This is a genomic window from Bradyrhizobium sp. CCGUVB14 (assembly GCF_024199935.1).
Taxonomy (GTDB): Bacteria; Pseudomonadota; Alphaproteobacteria; order Rhizobiales; family Xanthobacteraceae; genus Bradyrhizobium.
The window spans coordinates 235,764-257,532 of the sequence record NZ_JANADS010000001.1 but is presented as its reverse complement, the minus strand read 5'-3'; the positions used below and the strand labels follow the sequence as shown (position 1 = coordinate 257,532).

The following is a 21,769-nucleotide window of genomic DNA, read 5'->3' as shown; positions in this document are numbered from 1 at the left end:
GCGGGCCCATGAGCATGTCGGCAATCGAACGTGTGATTCCCCTGGTCGGCCATCTGCCGCCCTCGATCCGCGAGGCGCTGAGCCGGCGCGTGCGCGAGCTCACCGGCCTCGGCCTGATCACGCTGTCGGGTATCGCGTCCGCCGCGCTGATGACCTGGTCGGTGCAGGACCCGAGCCTCAGCCACGCGACCTCGCGGCCGATCCACAACATCCTCGGCTATGCCGGCGCCATCGGCGCCGACCTTGCGATGCAGATCCTCGGGCTCGGCGCGATCATGCTGATCCTGACGGTCGCGGTGTGGGGTTGGCGGATGATGACGCATCGCCCGTTCGACCGCGAGGCGCTGCGGCTCGGCTCCTGGATTCTCTGCACCGTGATCGCGGCGGGCTTCGTCAGCTGCTGGCCGCATGGTGGCGCCTGGCCGCTGCCGACCGGGCTTGGCGGCGTGGTCGGCGATGCGCTGGTGCGCGCGCCGGCGGTGATCTTCGGGCCTCCCGGTGTGATCTATCGCATGGTGCTCGGAATCATCCTGTTCGTCGCGCTGGCTGCGACCTTCCTGATCGCCTGCGGGCTCGGCGCACGCGAGCATGACGAAGAGCTCGCGGAGATCGAGGACGACGACAAGCCGCTCGAGGACGACGAGGAGAGCGATCGTGGCTCGGTATCGCTGGGCTGGCTGTTCCACGCGCTGATGAGCACCAAGGCGCGGCTGATCTGGCTGTTCGGCGCGGCGTATCGCTCGCTGGTGTCGAGTGGCTCGAAGACCAAGGCCGTTTCGTTCAGCCGGCAGGAACCCAATCTCGGCGGCCGCGCCGCGCCCTCGATCTCACCGCAGTCCGAGGACGAAGAGCACGAGGACGAGCAGGAAGAAGAAGAGGAAGACGAGGAGGAGGAAGAAGAGGAAGAGGCGCCCGCGCGCGCGACGCGCAAGAAGGCTGCACCGAAAGCCGCTTCCAAGAAATCCTCCGACAAGTTCGAGCTTCCGTCCGTCTCCGTGCTGGCTGCGCCGAAGGCCGGCGATCGCCAGCCGCTCAGCAAGGCCGAGCTGGAAGCCAATTCGCGTTCGCTCGAAGGCGTGCTGCAGGATTTCGGCGTGCGCGGCGAGATCGTGAAGGCCAATCCGGGCCCGGTCGTCACGCTGTACGAACTCGAACCTGCGCCCGGCATCAAGTCGTCGCGCGTGATCGGACTCGCCGACGATATCGCGCGTTCGATGAGCGCGCTGTCGGCGCGCGTCGCCGTCGTCCCCGGCCGCAATGCCATCGGCATCGAGCTGCCGAACGCGCATCGTGAAAAGGTCTATCTGCGCGAGCTGCTGGTCGCCAAGGAGACCGTCGACACGGTTGCAAAGCTGCCGCTCTGCCTCGGCAAGACCATCGGCGGCGATCCCGTCATCATCGACCTCGCGCGCACGCCGCACATGCTGATCGCCGGTACCACCGGCTCCGGCAAGTCGGTCGCGATCAACACCATGATCCTCAGCCTGGTCTATCGGCTGCGCCCAGACCAGTGCCGGCTGATCATGGTCGATCCGAAGATGCTCGAACTCTCCGTCTATGACGGCATTCCCCATCTGCTCACCCCGGTCGTGACCGATCCGAAGAAGGCGGTGGTCGCGCTGAAATGGGCCGTGCGCGAGATGGAAGAGCGCTACAAGAACATGGCCAAGCTCGGTGTGCGCAACATCGACGGCTACAACACGCGCCTGGGCGAATTGAAGGCCAAGGGCGAAGAGCCGACGCGCACCGTGCACACCGGCTTCGACAAGGAAACCGGCAAGGCGATCTACGAGGAAGAGAAGCTCTCGCTCGATCCGCTGCCCTACATCGTCATCATCGTCGACGAAATGGCCGACCTCATGATGGTCGCCGGCAAGGACATCGAAGGCGCCGTCCAACGTCTCGCGCAGATGGCGCGCGCCGCCGGCCTGCATGTGATCCTCGCGACGCAGCGCCCGTCGGTCGACGTCATCACCGGCACCATCAAGGCGAACTTTCCGACCCGCATCGCCTTCCAGGTCACCTCGAAGATCGACAGCCGCACCATTCTGGGCGAGATGGGCGCCGAGCAGCTGCTCGGCCAGGGCGACATGCTCTACATGGCCGGTGGCGGCCGCATCAGCCGCGTGCACGGTCCCTTCGCCTCTGACGATGAAGTCGAGAAGGTGGTGCGCCACCTCAAGACCCAGGGCCAGCCCGAATATCTCGAGGCGGTTACGGCCGAGGAGCCGACCGAGGACGAGGACGGTGGCGCCGTGTTCGACGCCAGTGGCATGGGCGCGGACGGCGGCGGCGACCTGTTCCAGCAGGCCGTTGCCATCGTCAAACGCGACCGCAAGGCCTCGACCAGCTACATCCAGCGCCGCCTGCAGATCGGCTATAACCGCGCCGCATCGCTGATGGAGCGCATGGAACTGGAAGGCATCGTCGGCCCCGCCAACCACGCCGGCAAGCGCGAGATTCTGGTCGAGGAAGAAGACAGCCATATGTGAGGCAAGCCGCCTCAAAGTCCTATTTCACGCAAAATCGTTATCTGCTTTTGCCCGAAATCACGCTAAAACGACGCCCAGCCATACAGGACGACGCGTTGACCCAACATCCGGACAATCGATTCGCGGCTTCTTTTGCCACGCGCGGCGCGCGCGTGGCGGCCGTGCTTCTCGCCACCGCCGCGATGGTGACCTCGGCGTCGATGGCGCAGACGGTGCCCGTGCCGAAGCCGGCGCCGAAGGCCCGCGACGCGGCTCCGCCGTCGGGCGGACCGTCGATCACCGGCGCGACGCAGACACCGCCGAATCCGATCATTCCCGATCCGCGCCGCAACGTGCCGAGCAGCATCTTCCAGACCTTCGACGACAAGCAGAAGGCGCAGGCGGCCAAGGTCAGCGCCTACCTGTCGTCGCTATCGACGCTGGTCGGAAACTTCGTCCAGGTCGGCCCCGACGGCAGCAAGACACAGGGCGATTTCTACATCCAGAAGCCGGGCAAGCTGCGCTTCGAATATGATCCGCCGAGCCCGATCGACATCGTCGCCGACGGATCCTCGGTGGTGGTGCGTGACCGCAAGCTCGCGACCCAGGACGTCTATCCGCTGTCGCAGACGCCGCTGCGCTTCCTGCTGTCGGACCGCATCGACCTGATGAAGGACACCAACGTGGTCAACGTGACCGCCGACGATCTCTTCATCAGCGTCACCATCGAGGAGAAGCAGGCTTTGGTCGGCACCAGCCGCCTGCTGCTGATGATCGGCGCCAAGGACGGCCAGCTCAAGCAATGGACCGTCACCGATCCGCAGGGCTACGACACCACGATCGCGGTCTACAATCTCGATGCCGGCAAGAAGCTCGATCCCAGCATGTTCAAGATCGACTTCACCAATTACAGCGTGCCGTCGCCGGGGTAGGCACCGCCCCTGTGGACAAGCGATTCCCCCACGCCAATCCATGCTAAGACGCAATTCCCATGCGTCTTTCCCTGACAACCTGGAACATCAATTCGGTGCGGCTGCGCATCGATCTGGTCGCGAAATTTCTCAAGAGCGCGCGGCCGGACGTGCTGTGTCTCCAGGAGACCAAGTGCATCGACGACGCCTTTCCGCTAAAGCGCTTCAAGCGGCTCGGCTACGAGCACGTCGCGCTGAACGGGCAGAAGGGCTATCACGGCGTCGCCATCGTCTCGAAGATTCCATTCGAATCCACGGACATCCGCACCTTCTGCGACAAGGTGGATTCGCGTCACATCTCGGTGTCGTTCGGCGGGAAGGCGAACATCGCGAAGCCGCTGGTGCTGCATAATTTCTACGTGCCCGCCGGCGGCGACATTCCCGATCCCGCGCTGAACGAGAAGTTCGACCACAAGCTCCGCTTTCTCGACGAGATGAAGACGTGCGAACCGCTGCATCCGCGCGGGGATGATCGCCACATCCTGGTCGGCGATCTCAACGTCGCGCCGCACGAGAACGACGTGTGGTCTCACAAGCAGCTGCTGAAGGTCGTTTCGCACACGCCGATCGAGACCGAGAAGCTGCAGGCCGCACTCAGCGCCGGCGAATGGGTCGACGTCGCGCGCGACCGCATCCCGATGTCGGAAAAGGTCTACACGTGGTGGAGCTATCGCTCCGCCGACTGGACCGTCGGCGACCGCGGCCGCAGGCTCGACCACATCTGGGTCTCGCGCGCGCTGAAAGACGCGGTCCAGGATTTCAAAATCTTGCGCGATGCGCGAAGCTGGGAACGGCCGTCGGACCACGTGCCGGTGACGGTGACGCTGGACGTCTAGGCCTTCGGAGACGACGATGGGCACGCCCGCACCGTCAGAGCACCCAGAACCGCCGGTTCGTGCGTGGTGGAATTCCCGTTTCGTCGTGCCGGGATTGATGTTGCTGAGCACGGTCCCGTTCTGGTTCGTGCACACGCCGCCGCTGATCGATTACCTCGCCCATATCGGCCGTTACCATGTGCAGCTGCACCTGTCGGACTCGCCGGCGCTCCAGCAGAACTGGGATTTTCACTGGCAACTGGTCGGCAATCTCGGCGTTGAATTGCTCATCGCGCCGCTGGCGCCTCTGCTCGGTCTCGAACGCGCGGCCTGGCTGATTGCGCTGGCGCTTCCGCTGCTCATGATCTCCGCGATCGGGCGTATCAGCCGGGCGCTGCACGGCGAGCTCACGCCCTTTGCCATCGCGGCCGCATGGTTCGCGGTGGCCTATCCGTTCCAGCTCGGCTTCGTGAATTACTGGCTCGGCTGTGCGCTCGCGTTGCACGTTTTCGCATCCTGGGTCGAGACGGCCGGGAAGAACGGCTCGCTGATGCGCGTCGCGCTGTTCGCGGCGGCTGCCTGCGTGGTCTGGCTCGCTCACGCCTATGGCTGGGTCGTTCTGGTCGTCCTCGTCGGGGCCTTCGAGCTCTGCCGCAGCTGGAAACGTGCGCCGGCAGCATGGCCTGCCATGGTGCTCGTCATTCTGCGACGCGCCTGGCCCGTCATGATTCCCGCTTTGCTCATGATCGTCTGGCGGCAGGGCAATGGCGCCGCCGCGACGGGGCATTTCTTCGACATCAGTACGAAGATCACTGGACTGGTCTGGACGCTGCGTGACCAGAATATCTGGCTCGATACGCTGAGCCTGCTGCTGGCCATCGGCCTGCTGTACTTTGGAATCCGCAGCCGTGACGTCAGGCGCAATCCGGCACTGCTGGTCGGAGCCGCAAGCCTCCTCATTCTGATCCTGCTGATGCCAGGCGAGATGTTCGGCGCGGTCTATGCCGATGTGCGGCTATGGCCCATCTTCTTCATCGTCGGCCTCACCGCCATCGCGCCCACCGACCGCCTGCGGCGCGCCGCCGCGATGATAGCCGGCATGGCCCTGGCTGTTTTTGCGATTCGGATCGCCGCCATGGCTGTCGGATTTGCGGCCTATGATTCCGGTTACGCGCAACATTTGCAGGCCCTGAACGACGTTCCGCGCGGCGCAAGCATCGCCGTCCTGACACGGCCACCAGGCTGCGAGCGATGGCGTGCACCGCGTGTCGCGCATCTGGGGTCGCTCGCCATCGTCCGGCGAGACGCCTTCGTCAATTCGCAATGGGACGCATCGGGTGGTCAGCAACTCCTGACACCGCTCCGTGCACGCGGCACCGCGTTCAACGCGGATCCGTCGCAGTACATCGAAATCGCCCCGGTCGACTGCGACGGCGATCTGAGCGCTGCGCTCGCGCAAAGGATCGCGCAAATTCCGCGCGATCGCTTCGATCATGTCTGGCTGCTCGACGTCGATGCGTCGCACCTGCCGGTCATGCCGGGACTGCGGCGGCTCTACCAGGACGACCGCAGCGCGCTGTACGCCTTCAACAAGGAATGAAATCGGCGGAGCAGGGCCCGGCTAAATCTGCCGCGCTCAGGTGCTCAGCTTCGCACCGGCCATCAGAATGTCGCTCGCGATCTGGCTGGAGCGTACCGCAAACTCGTCGCGGAGGCGGAGCGCCGCGGCGGGATCGCTTTCGAGCACGCGCTGAAACAGGCTGCGCGCGACGCGGATGACGGAGGAATGTTCCAGCGCCACCGCGCCCGAGGGCCGCTTCATCGGCACGACCAGCGCGAGCTCGCCGATCAGCGTACCGGGGCCTGCAATCATCTCGGCGCCGGCGCCGTCATCGACGCGAAAGGCGCCGCGCTGGACCACGAAGCCGGCGTCGGCATCGTCACCGAGATTGAAGAGGATGTCGCCGCGCACGAAGTCACGCTGCTCGGAGCCGATCGCCAGCATGCGCAACGAGGCGTCTCCCAACAGGCGCAGTGTCGGGACACGCTCGAGCAGCGCTACGTCGTCATCGATTGACATTCCGGTCCGAGGCTCGTGGAACGCGCTAATTTACGACGAATCGCGCGTTCCTGGAACGTATCACGGCACCAGCTTGTAGCCACCGGCTTCCGTCACCAGGATTTCCGGGTTGGCGGCATCCTTCTCGATCTTCTGGCGAAGACGGTAGATGTGGGTTTCCAGCGTGTGGGTGGTGACGCCCGAATTGTAGCCCCAGACCTCCTGGAGCAGGGTCTCGCGCGACACCGGCATCTGGCCGGCGCGGTAGAGGAAGCGCAGGATCGCCGTTTCCTTCTCGGTGAGACGGACCTTGCGCGCATTGGCAGCGGTCAGCATCTTCGAGCCGGGACGGAAGGAATAGGGGCCGACCGAGAACACCGCGTCTTCGCTGGCCTCGTGCTGGCGCAGCTGGGCGCGGATGCGGGCCAGCAATACGGCAAAACGGAAGGGCTTTGCGACATAGTCGTTGGCGCCGGATTCCAGGCCCAAAATCGTGTCGGAATCGGTGTCATGCCCCGTCAGCATGATGATCGGCGCCTTGAAGCCGCCCTTGCGCAGGGAGCGGACCACTTCGCGGCCGTCGGTGTCGGGAAGTCCGACATCCATCAGCACGAGATCGGGGGCGTTGGCCTTTGCGGCGCTGGCACCCTTGGCGCCAGTATCGACGGCGGAGGCTTCAAATTCTTCGTGCAGCGATAATTGCTCCACCAACGTGTCGCGCAGATCGGTATCGTCATCCACGATCAGGATCTTGCGGGCATTGGCCATGGGGGATCATCCTTTTGGGGTCGACCAGGCGCGCATGCATGCCGCACCCAGCCGTGATGGGAAGTTTAAAGGGTCGCTGTTTTTATTGTTGTTCGTGTTGAAGTAGTGGGCTGTTACCGATTCACAAGCCGGAATTACTCTAACCCAGAATAGCAGGGCGGATTGATGAATGTCCTGTAATGAATTCGATACCGCCCGGTCACATGAAAACTCACGCCAAGTCAGATGCTTATACCATGAATCGACGCGTCCAGCAGCTCTCGGCGATCCGCGTTAAGCCTGCCGCCGGCAATCCGCGCCGGGGCTGGCTGACGGCCGGACAGCTGACGATTCCGGTGGCGCTGGGGCGCGGCGGCATTCTGGCCAACAAGCGCGAGGGCGACGGCGGCACCCCGAGGGGCAGCTTTCGACCCCGGCAATTGTGGTGGCGGGGCGACCGGCACAGCCGGCCCCGGACGTTTCTGCCGGCCCGGCTCATCACCGGCGCGGACGCCTGGTGCGAGGATCCCGCCGATCGCCACTACAACCGGTGGATCCGGCGCGGGGAGGGCGAGGGCGGTGACCGGCTCAAGCGCGCCGACCAGCTCTATGACTTCATCATCGAAATCGACCACAACACCAGGCCGCGCATCGCCGGCCGCGGCAGCGCGGTGTTCCTGCATCTGGCGCGCGACAATTTCGGCCCGACCGCGGGCTGCGTCTCCATGACCAAGGCGGCGATGCTACAATTGCTGCGGCTGATCGGACCAAGAACAAGAATCATCATCGGGTGAGGACACATGCTCGACAAGGATCAGATCGCCGCCGCCTCGCAGGTCCTCGTTCGACATTGGCGCGACGGCAGCAAGCTTGACGCGCTCGAGCCACCGCTTCGACCACAAAGCCGTGCTGACGGTTACGCGGTGCAGACAGCACTTGGCGATCGCGTGTTCGGCTGGAAGATCGCCGCGACGAGCGAGGCCGGACAGAAGCACATCAATGTCGCGGGCCCGCTGGCCGGTCGCATCATGCGCGACACCGTCATCGCCGACGGCGGCACCGCATCGATGAAGGGCAACGCGATGCGCGTTGGCGAGCCCGAATTCTGCTTCCGCATGGGACGCGATCTGGCGCCGCGGCCTTCGCCCTACAGCGTCGATGAGGTGCTTGCGGCCGTCGACAGCTTGCATCCCGCGATCGAAATTCCGGATTCGCGCTTTACCGATTTTGCCAGCGCCGGCGAGGCGCAGTTGATCGCCGACAATGCCTGCGCGCATTTGTTCGTGCTGGGTGCCGCGACGTCGGCCAACTGGCGCGCGATGGATCTCGTCGAGGAACGGCCGCAGATCACGCTGCGCGGCGAGCGTTATGTCGGGCACGGCAAGAACGTGCTCGGCGATCCCCGCGTGGCCCTGGCCTGGCTCGCCAACGAGCTGCGCGGACTCGGCATCACCTTGCGGGCAGGGGAGGTGGTGACGACGGGCACGTGCCATCCGCCACTGCCGATCCAGGCCGGCGATCACTTTGCGGTGGATTTTGGCGTGTTGGGGAATGTGTCCGTGAGGTTCGCGTAGGGGGCAGCCTCACACTCCACCGTCGTCCCGGACAAGCGAAGCGCAGATCCGGGACCCATAACCCAAGGGAGAAGTTTGGCGAAGACCAGAGTTACCTTACTTTCGCCGGTACGAAGACCGCGCACCAATCAAAAATCACGCGGTATGGGTCCCGGCCTTCGCCGGGACGACAGCAACTACCTGTGCCCGAAGATCGCGCTGCCCACGCGCACATGGGTGGCGCCCAGCATGATGGCGGTCGCATAGTCCGCGCTCATGCCCATCGACAGGTTCTGCAATCCGTTGCGCGCAGCGATCTTGGCGGTCAGCGCGAAATGCGCCGCCGGCGGCTCGTCGACCGGCGGGATGCACATCAGGCCGGAGATCGTCAGGCCGTAGGTGTCGCGACAGCTCGCGAGGAAGGCGTCGGCGTCAGCGGGCGCGACGCCGGCCTTCTGCGGCTCCTCGCCGACATTGATCTGCACGAAGAGTTGCGGGTGCTTGTTCTGGGATTCGATTTCTTTGGCTAACGCCTGGCAAATGCTCGGACGGTCGACCGAATGGATGGCATCGAACAGCGCCACCGCCTCTTTCGCCTTGTTGGATTGCAGCGGCCCGATCAGATGCAGCGCGATGTCCGGGTAAACGGACGTTAACGCCGGCCACTTGCCTTTGGCCTCCTGCACGCGATTCTCGCCGAACACGCGCTGTCCGGCGCCGATAACCGGGATAATTGCATCCGCCGCGAAAGTCTTGGACACCGCGATCAGCGTCACGGAGGCGCGCTCGCGCCGCGCATCCTTGCAGGCGCGTGCAATTTCCGCTTCGACCGCGGCGAGCGCATTTGGTGAATCGCCGGTTACCGGCGCGGCGTTTTCATCTGTCATGACGTCGATCAATTGCAGGAGTAACGGAGGTAGTTCCAATTTTACCGAGTTCAAGAAAGAGTTTTTGAACCCTTCGCTTTACCTTGCCCGCGGGGTGGGCAGTGAAGATGGCAAACGTTAGTTTCAACCGCAAACGAGCAAAACTCAAGCAGGTCCTCGGCATCAGGGCCCGGCTTGCGTTGCTCGCGGTGATTCTGGTCGCGCCGTTGATGCTCGAGCGCATTCGCTCGCTCGAGGACACCCGCACCAAGCAGATCGCGCAAGCCACCGCCGAATTCACCACCGTCGCACGGCACAGCGCCGATGCGCAGCGCGAGGTGATCTCGTCGGTCGAGACCATCCTGAAATCGGAAGCCTTCATCCGCGCCTCCGCCGGCGGCGTCAGCAAGAGCTGCGACGTGTTGCGCGCGAGCCTGCCGACGAGTCTTCCCTGGATCCGCACGCTTCTGATCGCCGGCCAGGACGGCCGCATCCAGTGCGCGACCAACAACATGTATGTCGGCCTCGATCTCTCCGACCGGCCCTACTTCCAGCAGGCGCAGGAGACCGGCCGCTTCGTGCTGTCCGACTTCATCCTGTCGCGGCCGGTGCAGTCGCCGACCGTCATGGCGGTCTATCCGGTCTCCGCGTTCAGCGGCGTTGCCGATGCCGTCGTGCTCGCCACCGTCAACCTCGACTGGATGTCGAAGGTCATGAACAATCTGGGCGGCCGCGCCGGCATCACGGCGGTGCTGGTCGACAGCGCCGGCACCGTGCTGGCTGCGCCCGCCGACCAGCACAGCGCGGTCGGACGCCCGCTCGACAACATGCCGCTGATGTCGGCGATCGCCGACATGGCCTTGCGCTCCGACCAGGACGAAGGCTCGCTGTCGTTTCTCGCCGCCGACGGCTCGCGGCGCGCGGTCAGCTACACCCGCATCGCCGGCACCAATGCCCGCCTGATCGCCAGCATCGACGAGGACAAGGTGTCCGCGGCGGTCAGCCGCGACATCCGCACCGCCTATCTGCAGCTCGCCTTCGTCGTCGTGTTCGTGCTGCTCGGCGCGCTGATCGCCGCCGAGAAGCTCGTGATCAAGCCGATCGAAATGCTTGCCGACATGGCCAAGCGTCTCGGCGAGGGCGACCTGTCGGCCCGCGCGGCGCGCAACCGGCTGCCGTCCGAATTCGTGCCGCTGGCGCGCGCCTTCAACGCGATGGCGGCGCAGCTCAGCCAGCGCGAGCGCGAGCTGATCGCGACCAATGACCGGCTGACGGTGATGGCGTCGATCGACATGCTGTCAGGGCTTGCCAACCGGCGCGGCTTCCAGAGCCGTCTCGACTTCGAATGGATGCGCGCGCAGCAATATGGCAGCGAGCTTGCGCTTCTGATGATCGACGTCGACCATTTCAAGCTGTTCAACGACACCTACGGTCATCTCGAAGGCGATTCCTGCCTGACCCGGCTCGGCGAGTCGCTGTCCGGCATCGCCGCCGACACCATGGGCTTTGCGGCGCGTTATGGCGGCGAAGAATTCTGCCTGCTGCTGCCGAACACCGACGTGCACCGCGCCGTCGAGATCGGCGAGCTGGTGCGTGCCGCGGTGCTGAAGCTTTGCCTGCCGCACATCACCTCGGCCCACATGGTGGTGACCGTGTCGATCGGCGTTGCGGCGACGCGGCCGAACGAGACCTTGCGTCCGGGCGATCTGATCGAAGCCGCCGACGCTGCGCTCTACGCCGCCAAACATCGCGGCCGCAACAATGTCGTCGAGCACGGCATTTTGCGGATCGAGGGCACCACCGCCGAAATCGCGATGGCAGGTTAAAGCGCGACGGCTTGTTCCGCGCGCGTTGTGCTCGATCTAACCCGCAGCCTCGGCACGATCGAGCTCGCTCTCCGTCACCACGCGATTGCGCCCACCGCCCTTGGCGAGATAGAGCGCGCGGTCGCAGCGCTCGATCAGATCGGCAACGTTCTCACCCGTCCGATACTGCGCCACGCCGATTGAGACCGTGATGTTCGGCAGCACTTCGCCGGTCGAGCGGCGCGTGATGGTGCACTCCGCAATCGCGCGCCTGATGCGCTCGGCCGTCTCGGCGCAAGCCGCAAGATCGGCGTCCGGCAGCACCGCGATCAGCTCCTCGCCGCCATAGCGCGCGGACAGATCCTGCGGGCGCACCCTTTCGCGCAACACCTTGGCCATCAGGCGCAGCACCTGATCGCCGACGCCGTGGCCGAAATTGTCGTTGAAGGTCTTGAAGTGGTCGATGTCGAGCAGAAGCACGCTGAGCGGCTCGCCCCAATCCGCCGTCGTCTGCGCCTTGCGCAGGAATTCATCCAGCGCCCGCCGGTTTGCCAGCCCGGTCAGCGTGTCGGTCCGGGCGCGCTCTTCGGATTTGGATAGCGAATCACGGATCACGTCGAGCTCGCGTGTCTTTTCCGCAAAGCCCGCCTCGAGCCGCGTCGTTCGGGTGGCCGCCCGCGCCAGCTCGTTCATGAGCTGGGCAACCAGTGTCTTCGGATCGACGCCGGCCTGGCCCTGGTCAGCCACCTGGCTGATCGCCTGCATCTGGGAGCGATTGTCGGCGATCGCGGTGGCCAAAAACTCCTTCGCCGCGCCCATCAGGGCATGCAACCGCTCGGACGTGTGGACCACGACGGCGCTCACCTGGGGCGCGATATAGGTCTCGAACAGGTCCTGATTGGTCCTGGTGTCGAACGGACGGTTGTGGTCGATCAGGAGGTCGATGGCGTTGCGCAGGTCATCATGGCTGCCGGCGTAATACTGGAACCAGATGGCAAAATTGGTCGGCGTCGGCGGAATCCGCTGGTCTTCCATGCTCCGCACCGCCCGTCCGGCGATGGACGCGGCATAGTCGTAATCGGGATCGTCGAAGCCTGAATCCATCGCCTGCAGGGGGTGCTGTGAGGGCCAAATTCGCACCGACCCCTTAATCCGATCCCAATGCCCTCATCGGTACTTTTGCGGAGCAGCATTGCGGGGCGCCACCGCCCGCGGCAACCCATTGACCCCCCGAGGACTTCTATGGCCTAGTCCGGCCTCTTCAGGCCGCCGAAACCACGAAAACGCAACGATTCCATGACCTCCGAACGCTATAACGCCCGCGACGCCGAACCGCGCTGGCAACGCCAATGGGACGAACAGGCGATCTTCGTCTCGAAGAACGACGATTCGCGGCCGAAATACTATGTGCTGGAGATGTTCCCCTACCCGTCCGGGCGCATCCATATCGGCCATGTCCGCAACTACACGCTCGGCGACGTGCTGGCCCGCTTCATGCGCGCCAAGGGTTTTAACGTGCTGCATCCGATGGGCTGGGACGCCTTCGGCCTGCCGGCCGAGAACGCCGCCATCGAGCGCAAGGTCGCGCCCAAGGCCTGGACCTACGACAACATCGCCGCGATGAAGAAGCAGCTCCGCTCGATCGGGCTGTCGCTGGACTGGAGCCGCGAGTTCGCGACCTGCGACCCCAGCTACTACAAGCATCAGCAGAAGATGTTTCTGGACATGCTCGCCGCAGGTCTCGCCGAGCGCGAGAAGCGCAAGCTCAACTGGGATCCGGTCGACATGACCGTGCTCGCCAACGAGCAGGTGATCGACGGCCGCGGCTGGCGTTCCGGTGCTGTCGTCGAACAGCGCGAGATGAGCCAGTGGGTCTTCAAGATCACGAAGTACTCGCAGGAATTGCTGTCCGCGCTTGATAGCCTCGACCGCTGGCCCGACAAGGTGCGGCTGATGCAGCGCAACTGGATCGGCCGCTCCGAGGGACTGCTGGTCCGCTTCGCGCTGGACCAGGCGACCACGCCTGCCGGCGAGAGCGAGCTGAAGATCTTCACGACGCGCCCCGACACGCTGTTCGGCGCGAAGTTCATGGCGATCTCGGCGGATCATCCGCTGGCGCAGGCGGCCGCGGCGAAGAACCCGAAGCTTGCGGAGTTCATTGCCGACATCAAGAAGATCGGCACGGCGCAATCGATCATCGACACCGCAGAGAAGCAGGGTTTTGATACCGGCATCCGCGCGGTGCATCCGTTCGACCCGAGCTGGAAGCTGCCGGTCTATGTCGCGAACTTCGTGCTGATGGAATACGGCACGGGTGCGATCTTCGGCTGCCCCGCGCATGACCAGCGCGACCTCGACTTCGTCAACAAGTACAATCTCGGCAACACACCGGTCGTGTGTCCCGAGGGCCAGGATCCCAAGACGTTCGTCATATCCGACACCGCCTATGACGGTGACGGGCGCATGATCAATTCGCGCTTCCTCCACGGCATGACCATCGATCAAGCCAAGGATGAAGTCGCAAAACGTCTGGAAAACGAGCTGCGCGGCAACGCGCCGGTCGGCGAGCGCCAGGTCAATTTCCGCCTGCGCGACTGGGGCATTTCGCGCCAGCGCTATTGGGGCTGCCCGATTCCCGTCATCCACTGTCCCAAGTGCGACGTGGTGCCGGTGCCGGACGACCAGTTGCCGGTGGTGCTGCCGGAGGACGTGAGCTTCGACAAGCCGGGCAACGCGCTCGATCATCATCCGACCTGGAAGCACGTCACCTGCCCGAAATGCGGCGGCAAAGCGCAGCGCGAAACCGACACCATGGACACCTTCGTGGATTCGTCCTGGTATTTTGCGCGCTTCACCGATCCCTGGAACGAGAACGCGCCGACGACACCTGCGGTCGCCAACCGGATGCTGCCGGTCGACCAGTATATCGGCGGCGTCGAGCACGCGATCCTGCATCTGCTCTACAGCCGCTTCTTCACCCGCGCCATGAAGGCGACCGGGCACATCGCGCTCGACGAGCCGTTCGCCGGCATGTTCACGCAGGGCATGGTGGTGCACGAGACCTACCAGAAGGCCGACGGCAGCTGGGTGCAGCCGGCCGAGGTGAAGGTCGAAGGCACCGGCAGTGACCGCCGTGCCACGCTGCTCGCGACCGGCGAAGCCGTCCAGATCGGCGCGATCGAGAAGATGTCGAAGTCGAAGAAGAACACGGTCGACCCCGACGACATCATCGCGACCTATGGCGCCGACGTCGCCCGCTGGTTCATGCTGTCGGACTCCCCGCCCGACCGCGACGTGATCTGGAGCGACGAGCGCGTCCAGGGCGCCTCGCGCTTCGTGCAGCGGCTGTGGCGGCTGGTGAACGATGCGGTTGAACTCGGCAAGGCCGCCCCCGTGGCCCGGCCGGCCTCGTTCGGCGACGACGCGCTCCTCCTGCGCAAGGCCGCCCACGGCGCGCTCGACAAGGTGACGACCGGCGTCGAGCGGCTGCACTTCAACGTCTGCCTCGCCCATATCCGCGAATTCACGAACACGTTTTCCGAGGTGCTGCAGCGCCCCAGCCAGCCGGCGGCCGATCTCGCCTGGGCCATCCGGGAGGCCAGCCAGATCCTGGTCCAGCTGTTCTCCCCGATGATGCCGCACCTGGCCGAGGAATGCTGGCAGGTTCTCGGCCACAAGGGGCTGGTTTCCGAGGCCAATTGGCCGCAAATCGAACGCGATTTGCTGGTTGAAGACAGCGTGACCCTCGTGGTTCAGGTCAACGGCAAGAAACGGGGTGATGTCACAGTTGCAACAGCGGCCCAGAATCCGGAAATCGAGGCTGCCGTTTTGGCCCTCGATGCGGTAAAATTGGCCCTGGACGGCAAGCCCGTCCGCAAGGTGATCATCGTCCCCAAGAGGATCGTGAATGTTGTCGGCTAGGATCCGTATCGCAGCCCGCTTGCTGGCGGTTGCCGCCTTGGCGGCGACGACGGCCGGCTGCTTCCAGCCGATGTATGCCGAGCATACCGACGGCACCCCCGGCTTGCGCGAGAAGCTGATGGGTGTCGATCTTCCGCCGATCGACAAGGCGAATGCCTCGCGTGAGGCGCGCGTCGGGGTCGAGGTCCGCAACGCGTTGGCGTTCAAGCTCTACGGCTCGGCCACGGGCATGCCGCCGACCCACCGCCTGGTGATCCGCTTCACCTCCAGCAAGACGTCCCTGATCGTCGATCCCAACACCGGCCTGCCGAACAGCGAGAACTACGGCATCGACTGCCAGTACAATCTGATCGAGATCGCGACCGGCAAATCGGTGATGACCGGCACGACGTTCTCGCGCGTGTCTTACGACATGCCCGGCTCCTACCAGCGCTTCTCCCGCAACCGCGCGGTGCGTGACGCCGAGGATCGTGCCTCCAACGAGATTGCCGACAACATCAACACAAGGCTCGCCGCGTTCTTCACCGCGGGCACCTAGTCTGTCCTTTCGGGGTGCCTGACGGGCGAGCCCGGAGTCTCGATCCATATTGGGCCCGATGGTCGCGTTGCGCGGAAAAGAGATCGACGCCTTCCTCGCCCGCCCCGACGCGGGCCGTCCGATCATCCTGCTCTACGGTCCCGATGCCGGCCTCGTGCGCGAGCGTGCCGACGCACTGATTGCGTCCGCCGTCGACGATCCCAACGATCCCTTCTCGCTGGTCAAACTCGACGGCGACGAGCTCTCGGCCGAGCCGTCGCGCCTGGTCGACGAGGCCATGACCGTGCCGCTGTTCGGCGGCCGCCGCGCCATTCGCATCCGCGCCGGCTCGCGCAGCTTTGCCAGCGGCGTCGACACGCTGGCCGAGATGAACGTGAAGGAATGCCGCATCGTGATCGAGGCCGGCGAGCTGCGCCCGGAATCGCCGCTGCGCAAGGCCTGCGAGAAGGCCAAGACGGCCGTGGCGATCGGCTGCTATCCCGACACCGAGCGCGACCTCGCCAAGCTGATGGAGGACGAGCTTCGCATCGCCAACCTGCGCATCGCGCAAGATGCCCGCGCCGCGCTGATGTCGTTCCTCGGCGGCGACCGCCAGGCCTCGCGCAACGAGCTGCGCAAGCTCACGCTCTATGCCCACGGCAAAGGCGAGATCACGCTGGATGATGTGATGTCCGTCGTCGCGGATGCCTCCGAGCTGAAGCTGGATCCGATCGTCGATGGCGCCTTCGCCGGCCGGCCCGATATTGTCGAGACCGAATTCGCAAAGGCCATGATCGCCGGCACTTATCCCGGCGTGATCATCTCGGCCGCGCAGCGCCAGGCGGCGTGGCTGCACAAATCCGCGCTCGCGATCGCCGACGGCCAGCCTGCCTCCGCCGTGCTCGACGGCGGATTCCCGCGGCTGCATTTCTCACGGAAGCCCATGGTCGAAACCGCGCTGCGCAATTTCAGCGTGGCACGGCTCGCCGGCATCATCGAGCAGCTTGCGACCGCCGCGCTCGACACCCGCAAGCAATCGACGCTCGCCGCGGCAATCGCCCAGCGCACGCTGATGGCCATCGCGGCGAATGCGAAGCGGCGGGGGTAGGCCCCGCTCTCTCCCCGTCATTGCGAGCGCAGCGAAGCAATGACGATGTGGATGCAGAACCGCTCACAACAAAGAAGCGAAGCGCCAAACTCGTCATCCTGAGGTGCGCGTGGCGCGATGCGCAGCATCGTGCCCTGAGCCTCGAAGGATGAACGGCCCCGATGTAGCCGGGCCGTCGCCCTTCGAGGGCCGCTGAAGAAGCGGCCACCTCAGGGTGACGGCGATAGAGCGTGTGCGTGAGCTACAGCGCGCCCTTCGCGAGCCGCTTCATCACCTCGTCGAGCTGATCGAGGTTGCGGTAGTTGATCTGGACCGAGCCGCCGGGATCGCGGTGATTGACTGTGACCTTGAGGCCGAGCGCATCGCTGACGCGTTTCTCGAGATCGATCGTATCCGGATCCTTTTCCTTCCCGGCAGTCGCACGCGCCTTTTGCGGCTTGCGCTCCGGCACGCCCTCTTCATGCGCGAGCGCTTCGGCCTGGCGGACGTTGAGGCCCTCCGCGACGATGCGCTTGGCGGCCGCGAGCGGATCGGGCACGCCGATCAACGCGCGGGCATGGCCGGCTGTCAGATCGCCGCTGGTGATCAAGGCCTGCACCTCGGTCGGCAGCTTGGTCAGCCGCATCATGTTGGCGATGTGGCTGCGGCTCTTGCCGACGACCTTTGCGATGTCGTCCTGGCTGCGCTTGAACTCGTTGGCGAGCGCGTGGTAGCCGAGCGCCTCTTCCATCGGGTTGAGGTCTTCGCGCTGCACGTTCTCGACGATCGCGAATTCCAGCGCATCGCTGTCGCTGATGTCGACCGGCACGATCGGGACTTCATGCAGGCCGGCCATCTGCGAGGCGCGCCAGCGCCGTTCGCCGGCGATGATCTCGAAGCGATCCTGCGTGCCCTTTACCGGGCGCACCACGATCGGCTGGATCACGCCGTGTTGCTTGATGGATTCGGAGAGCTCCTTGAGCTCGGTGTCCGAAAAGGTCCGACGCGGATTGCGCGGATTGGCCTTGATGAATTCGATCGGCACCTTGCGCTGCGCGCGCGGACGGTCGACGTGCTGAGCCTCTCCGCCGACATCACCGATCAGACTTGCAAGACCCCGGCCCAGTCGCGAACGCGCTTCGTCGGCCATCGCCAGCTCCCTTGGATTCACGCTGCAGCACTCCAGAACTGAATTATCGAAACTTGTAGGATGGGTAGAGCGAAGCGAAACCCATCGCTGTTCGTGCAAGTGATGATGGGTTTCGCTGCGCTCTACCCATCCTACGAATCAACGTCGCTTCAATGCGTGACGCGCAGCTCGCGCTCGCGCTGGATGACTTCGGTGGCGAGTCGCAAGTAAGCTTCGCTGCCGACGCATTTGAGATCGTAGACCAGCACCGGCTTGCCGTAGGACGGCGCTTCCGAGATGCGCACGTTGCGCGGGATCATGGTCTTGTAGACCTTCTCGCCCATGAACTGGCGGACGTCGGCCACGACTTGGTTCGAGAGGTTGTTGCGCGAGTCGAACATGGTCAGCACGATGCCGTGGATCGACAGGTTCGGGTTCAGCGTCGAGCGCACCTGCTCCACCGTCTGCAGCAATTGCGACAGACCTTCGAGTGCGAAGAACTCACACTGCAGCGGCACCAGGATCGCGTCCGACGCGGCCATCGCATTGACCGTGAGCAGGTTGAGCGACGGCGGGCAGTCGATCAGCACGTAGGTGTAGTCGGCGTCCGGCGAGACGTTGTTGTTGAGCGCACCGATCGCATCGCGCAGCTTGAAGGCGCGGCCGGGCGTGGTGCCGAGCTCGAGCTCAAGGCCGGAGAGATCCATGGTCGAGGGCGCGATGTGCAGCCGCGGCACCGCGGTCGAGACCAATGCTTCGCGCAGCGGGGCTTCGCCGATCAGCACGTCATAGGTCGAGCACGAGCGGTTGCGGCGATCGATGCCGAGGCCGGTCGAGGCGTTGCCCTGCGGATCGAGATCGACGATCAGGACGCGCTCGCCAATCGCAGCGAGTGCCGTGCCAAGATTGATCGCTGTGGTTGTTTTTCCCACGCCGCCCTTCTGATTCGCCAGCGCCAGGATGCGCGGGTGACCATGGGGCACTTGATCGGTCTGTTCTTGCTGCGGCTCGTCAATCACGGTCATCGAAAATTCCCCAACTCAACCCCTGAGTGCCTCACCCGCGCCGTTCAACTGAAGTCAGCTCGACGATCCAACCGTCACCGGTCCGGCTTCGGTGGAGTTGCGGCTGAATATTCCAATATTTAGCGGCTTCGGTCAATTCAGCCTCTACATCTTGACCCTTCGGAAACAGCGCTTTTGCACCCTGGCGCATCAGCGGCTCCGCAAAGCCGATGAGTTGATGTAGCGGAGCCAGCGCACGGGCGGTGACGCAATCGACGGGGCCGGTGATTCTATCCACATTATCCCCGATCTCAGCGAGATGTACGACTCCCGGAGATGTGGTGACGCGGATTGCTTCGCGCAAAAAAGCGGCCTTCTTGGCGATTCGCTCGACGAGGTGGACGCTCGCGCCCGGCGACCCCGCCATGGCGCACGCCAGCACGACGCCTGGAAATCCGCCGCCGCTGCCGAGATCGGCCCAGCGCTTTGCGGTCGGCGCGAGATCCACGAGCTGAAGCGAATCGGCGATGTGCCGGGTCCAGAGGTTTGGCAGGGTCGAGGGCGCGACCAGATTGGTCTTGGCCTGCCACTCCCGCAGCAGCGCGATGTAGCGATCGAGCCGCGCCTCTGTTTCATGTGAAACGGGCGCGAGCTTCAGGGCCGTGCGCTTGTCCGCGGCGATGATGGAATCGAGCGCCTGATCGTTGGCGTTGGCCTTGTCGATCTTAGGCCTGGTTGGTGCCGGCTCGGTTCGACGACCGGCGCCCTCACCTGTGCCGGGTCGTCGGGAGAGCGGTTTGTCCCCGCCGCGCTGTTTCACGTGAAACGCCTATGCGATTGCTTTGGAAGTCTTGCGTGCCTCGCGGCGGAGATAGGCCGCAAGGATGCCGAGGGCCGCCGGCGTCATACCGTCGATCCGACCGGCCTGGCCGACGGTGAACGGCCGCACCTTCTCCAGCTTGGCCCGAACCTCATTGGAGAGACCGGGGACGAGGCTGTAGTCGACCTCCGACAGCACCATCCCCTCGTCGCGCCGGAAGGCTTCGACGTCAGCGCTCTGGCGCTCGAGATAGACGTCGTACTTGGCGTCGATCTCGAGGTGGGTGGCGATGACGGGATCGATGGCGGACAGCTCCGGCCAGATCGCTCGGACCTGGCTCCAGCCGATATCCGGATAGGCCATCAGCTCGAACGCCGAGCGGCGCTGGCCATCGCGGTTCAGGGACAGCCCGAGCTTGATCGCCTCGTTCGGGGTGATGGTCAGTGACTTCGACAGCGCCCGCGCGGCGTTCAGGGCGTCCATTTTGGCGCGATGATGCTGGGTCCGGGCACTCCCGACACAGCCCAACGCGATCCCCTTCTCGGTCAGGCGCTGATCGGCATTGTCGGCCCGCAAGGTCAGCCGGTATTCGGCCCGTGAGGTGAACATCCGATAGGGCTCGCTGATCCCGCGGGTCACGAGGTCGTCGATCATCACGCCGAGATAGCCGTCCGCACGGTCGAACACTGTCAGTGCAGCTCCGCTGGCGGAGAGCGCCGCGTTGAGGCCGGCCACGATGCCCTGCCCGGCGGCCTCTTCGTATCCCGTCGTGCCATTGATCTGCCCGGCCAGGAAAAGACCGCGCAGACGCTTGGTCTGCAGGGTTGGATCGAGTTGGCGGGGATCGATGTGGTCGTATTCGATGGCATAGCCCGGGCGGACCATCTTGACCCGCTCCAGGCCGGGGATGCTGGCGAGGATCGCGAGCTGGACCTCCTCCGGAAGCGAGGTCGAGATGCCGTTGGGATAGACCGTGGTGTCGTCGAGACCTTCCGGCTCCAGGAAGATCTGGTGGCCGTCCCGGTCGCCGAAGCGGACGATCTTGTCCTCGATCGAGGGACAATAGCGCGGACCGGAGCTCTTGATCTGACCGGAGTACATCGGAGAGCGATGAACGTTGGCCCGGATCACCTCATGGGTGGCGGTCGTGGTCCGGGTGATCCCGCACTGGATCTGTGGGGTCGTGATCCCTTTGGTCATGACCGAGAACGGCTCCGGCGGCTCGTCTCCGGGCTGCATTTCGACCGCGGACCAGTCGATCGTGGAGCCGTCGAGACGCGGCGGAGTCCCGGTCTTCAGCCGTCCGAGAGTGAAGCCGGCACGCTCGAAGGAGGCCGAAAGACCCATCGCCGGCGCCTCACCGACACGGCCGGCAGGCCAATTCTTCTCGCCGAGATGAATCAGACCGCGGAGAAAGGTGCCGGTGGTGACGACGACAGCCCCTGCCCGGAGCTCCCGACCCTCCGCCAGACGAAGTCCCGTGACCCGGCCATCGACCACGATCAGTTCGTCGGCCTCGCCTTCGATGACGGAAAGACCCTCGGTCGCGCGGATCGCGGCCTGCATGGCGGCGGCATAAAGCTTCCGGTCGGCCTGGGCCCGCGGACCACGGACAGCCGGGCCCTTGCGGCGATTGAGAACGCGAAACTGGATACCGCCTGCATCACCAACGCGACCCATCAGACCATCGAGCGCATCGACCTCGCGGACCAGATGACCCTTACCCAAGCCACCGATCGCGGGATTGCAGGACATCGCGCCGATGGTCGAGAAACGGTGTGTCACCAGAGCGGTCGTCGCGCCCATCCGGGCAGACGCAGCCGCGGCCTCACAGCCGGCGTGGCCGCCGCCAATGACGATGACGTCGAAACTCTCTCGCTCTGCTCGCATGGCCGGACTTCTAGCTCAGCGGCAGGAAAGCCGGAAGTGGAAACTGGGGAGGCGGGTGTTTCACGTGAAACGGAAGGGCTGGAGCGCTCGGCGCGGCTCCGCGACAACAACCCC

General features: G+C 64.8%; 18 protein-coding genes. 10 read left to right on the top strand and 8 right to left on the bottom strand.

Going from position 1 to position 21,769, the window contains the following annotated elements; all coding sequences use genetic code 11:
- Window positions 1–8: 8 nt before the first annotated feature.
- The 4 genes from NLM32_RS01195 (at window position 9) to NLM32_RS01180 (ending at window position 5,857) form a co-directional block, all read left to right on the top strand.
- Entirely contained in the window at window positions 9–2,492 is a 2,484-nt protein-coding gene (locus NLM32_RS01195) for a DNA translocase FtsK (RefSeq protein ID WP_254127400.1), read from the top strand.
- Between the two features lie 152 nt (window positions 2,493–2,644).
- On the top strand, window positions 2,645–3,403 hold the full coding sequence (locus NLM32_RS01190; protein ID WP_254135179.1) for an outer membrane lipoprotein carrier protein LolA: 759 nt from the start codon (window positions 2,645–2,647) through the stop codon (window positions 3,401–3,403).
- 59 nt (window positions 3,404–3,462) lie between these two features.
- Window positions 3,463–4,278 (top strand): exodeoxyribonuclease III, encoded by an 816-nt coding sequence (xth, locus tag NLM32_RS01185; RefSeq protein ID WP_254127399.1) that lies wholly within the window; start codon window positions 3,463–3,465, stop codon window positions 4,276–4,278.
- 16 nt (window positions 4,279–4,294) lie between these two features.
- Window positions 4,295–5,857: a hypothetical protein gene (locus NLM32_RS01180; RefSeq protein ID WP_254127398.1), complete on the top strand. Its 1,563-nt coding sequence runs from the start codon at window positions 4,295–4,297 to the stop codon at window positions 5,855–5,857.
- 36 nt (window positions 5,858–5,893) lie between these two features.
- Here NLM32_RS01180 and NLM32_RS01175 read toward each other — a convergent pair whose 3' ends face one another.
- Both NLM32_RS01175 and NLM32_RS01170 read right to left on the bottom strand, forming a co-directional pair.
- The gene (locus NLM32_RS01175; RefSeq protein WP_254127397.1) at window positions 5,894–6,337 is read right to left on the bottom strand and encodes a cyclic nucleotide-binding domain-containing protein; all 444 of its coding nucleotides are present in this window, start codon (window positions 6,335–6,337) and stop codon (window positions 5,894–5,896) included.
- 60 nt (window positions 6,338–6,397) lie between these two features.
- Window positions 6,398–7,084, bottom strand: a complete 687-nt coding sequence (locus tag NLM32_RS01170; RefSeq protein WP_007598630.1) for a response regulator transcription factor — start codon at window positions 7,082–7,084, stop codon at window positions 6,398–6,400.
- Between the two features lie 236 nt (window positions 7,085–7,320).
- Here NLM32_RS01170 and NLM32_RS01165 point away from each other — a divergent pair, with 236 nt between their 5' ends.
- Window positions 7,321–7,857, top strand: coding sequence for a L,D-transpeptidase (locus NLM32_RS01165; RefSeq protein ID WP_375143510.1), 537 nt, complete (start codon window positions 7,321–7,323; stop codon window positions 7,855–7,857).
- 6 nt (window positions 7,858–7,863) lie between these two features.
- Complete coding sequence (locus tag NLM32_RS01160) at window positions 7,864–8,637, top strand: 2-keto-4-pentenoate hydratase (RefSeq protein WP_254127396.1); 774 nt, start codon at window positions 7,864–7,866, stop codon at window positions 8,635–8,637.
- A 176-nt stretch (window positions 8,638–8,813) separates the two neighbouring features.
- Here NLM32_RS01160 and NLM32_RS01155 read toward each other — a convergent pair whose 3' ends face one another.
- Complete coding sequence (locus tag NLM32_RS01155) at window positions 8,814–9,503, bottom strand: YggS family pyridoxal phosphate-dependent enzyme (RefSeq protein WP_254127395.1); 690 nt, start codon at window positions 9,501–9,503, stop codon at window positions 8,814–8,816.
- Window positions 9,504–9,610: 107 nt separating this feature from the next.
- On the opposite strand from NLM32_RS01155, the gene NLM32_RS01150 reads away from it, so the two are divergent.
- Window positions 9,611–11,308, top strand: a complete 1,698-nt coding sequence (locus tag NLM32_RS01150; protein ID WP_254127394.1) for a diguanylate cyclase domain-containing protein — start codon at window positions 9,611–9,613, stop codon at window positions 11,306–11,308.
- A gap of 36 nt (window positions 11,309–11,344) precedes the next feature.
- On the opposite strand, the gene NLM32_RS01145 is transcribed toward NLM32_RS01150, so the two are convergent.
- Window positions 11,345–12,391, bottom strand: coding sequence for a GGDEF domain-containing protein (locus tag NLM32_RS01145; RefSeq protein WP_254127393.1), 1,047 nt, complete (start codon window positions 12,389–12,391; stop codon window positions 11,345–11,347).
- Between the two features lie 192 nt (window positions 12,392–12,583).
- On the opposite strand from NLM32_RS01145, the gene leuS reads away from it, so the two are divergent.
- Genes leuS through holA form a run of 3 tightly spaced genes read left to right on the top strand, consistent with a single transcriptional unit; the run spans window position 12,584 to window position 16,833 of the window.
- Complete coding sequence (leuS, locus tag NLM32_RS01140; RefSeq protein ID WP_254127392.1) at window positions 12,584–15,208, top strand: leucine--tRNA ligase; 2,625 nt, start codon at window positions 12,584–12,586, stop codon at window positions 15,206–15,208.
- Complete coding sequence (gene lptE / locus NLM32_RS01135; RefSeq protein ID WP_254127391.1) at window positions 15,195–15,746, top strand: LPS assembly lipoprotein LptE; 552 nt, start codon at window positions 15,195–15,197, stop codon at window positions 15,744–15,746. The genes leuS and lptE overlap by 14 nt, the downstream gene beginning before the upstream one ends.
- Window positions 15,747–15,804: 58 nt before the next feature.
- Complete coding sequence (gene holA / locus NLM32_RS01130; protein WP_254135177.1) at window positions 15,805–16,833, top strand: DNA polymerase III subunit delta; 1,029 nt, start codon at window positions 15,805–15,807, stop codon at window positions 16,831–16,833.
- A 241-nt stretch (window positions 16,834–17,074) separates the two neighbouring features.
- On the opposite strand, the gene NLM32_RS01125 is transcribed toward holA, so the two are convergent.
- From NLM32_RS01125 to mnmG, 4 genes are all read right to left on the bottom strand, one after another.
- The gene (locus tag NLM32_RS01125) at window positions 17,075–17,962 is read right to left on the bottom strand and encodes a ParB/RepB/Spo0J family partition protein (RefSeq protein WP_254127390.1); all 888 of its coding nucleotides are present in this window, start codon (window positions 17,960–17,962) and stop codon (window positions 17,075–17,077) included.
- A gap of 149 nt (window positions 17,963–18,111) precedes the next feature.
- Window positions 18,112–18,966 carry a ParA family protein gene (locus tag NLM32_RS01120; RefSeq protein WP_254127389.1) on the bottom strand — a complete coding sequence of 285 codons (855 nt, stop codon included), beginning with the start codon at window positions 18,964–18,966 and terminating at the stop codon, window positions 18,112–18,114.
- A 31-nt stretch (window positions 18,967–18,997) separates the two neighbouring features.
- Window positions 18,998–19,669: a 16S rRNA (guanine(527)-N(7))-methyltransferase RsmG gene (gene rsmG / locus NLM32_RS01115; RefSeq protein WP_254135176.1), complete on the bottom strand. Its 672-nt coding sequence runs from the start codon at window positions 19,667–19,669 to the stop codon at window positions 18,998–19,000.
- Between the two features lie 105 nt (window positions 19,670–19,774).
- On the bottom strand, window positions 19,775–21,655 hold the full coding sequence (mnmG, locus tag NLM32_RS01110; protein ID WP_254127388.1) for a tRNA uridine-5-carboxymethylaminomethyl(34) synthesis enzyme MnmG: 1,881 nt from the start codon (window positions 21,653–21,655) through the stop codon (window positions 19,775–19,777).
- Between the last annotated feature and the right edge of the window lie 114 nt (window positions 21,656–21,769).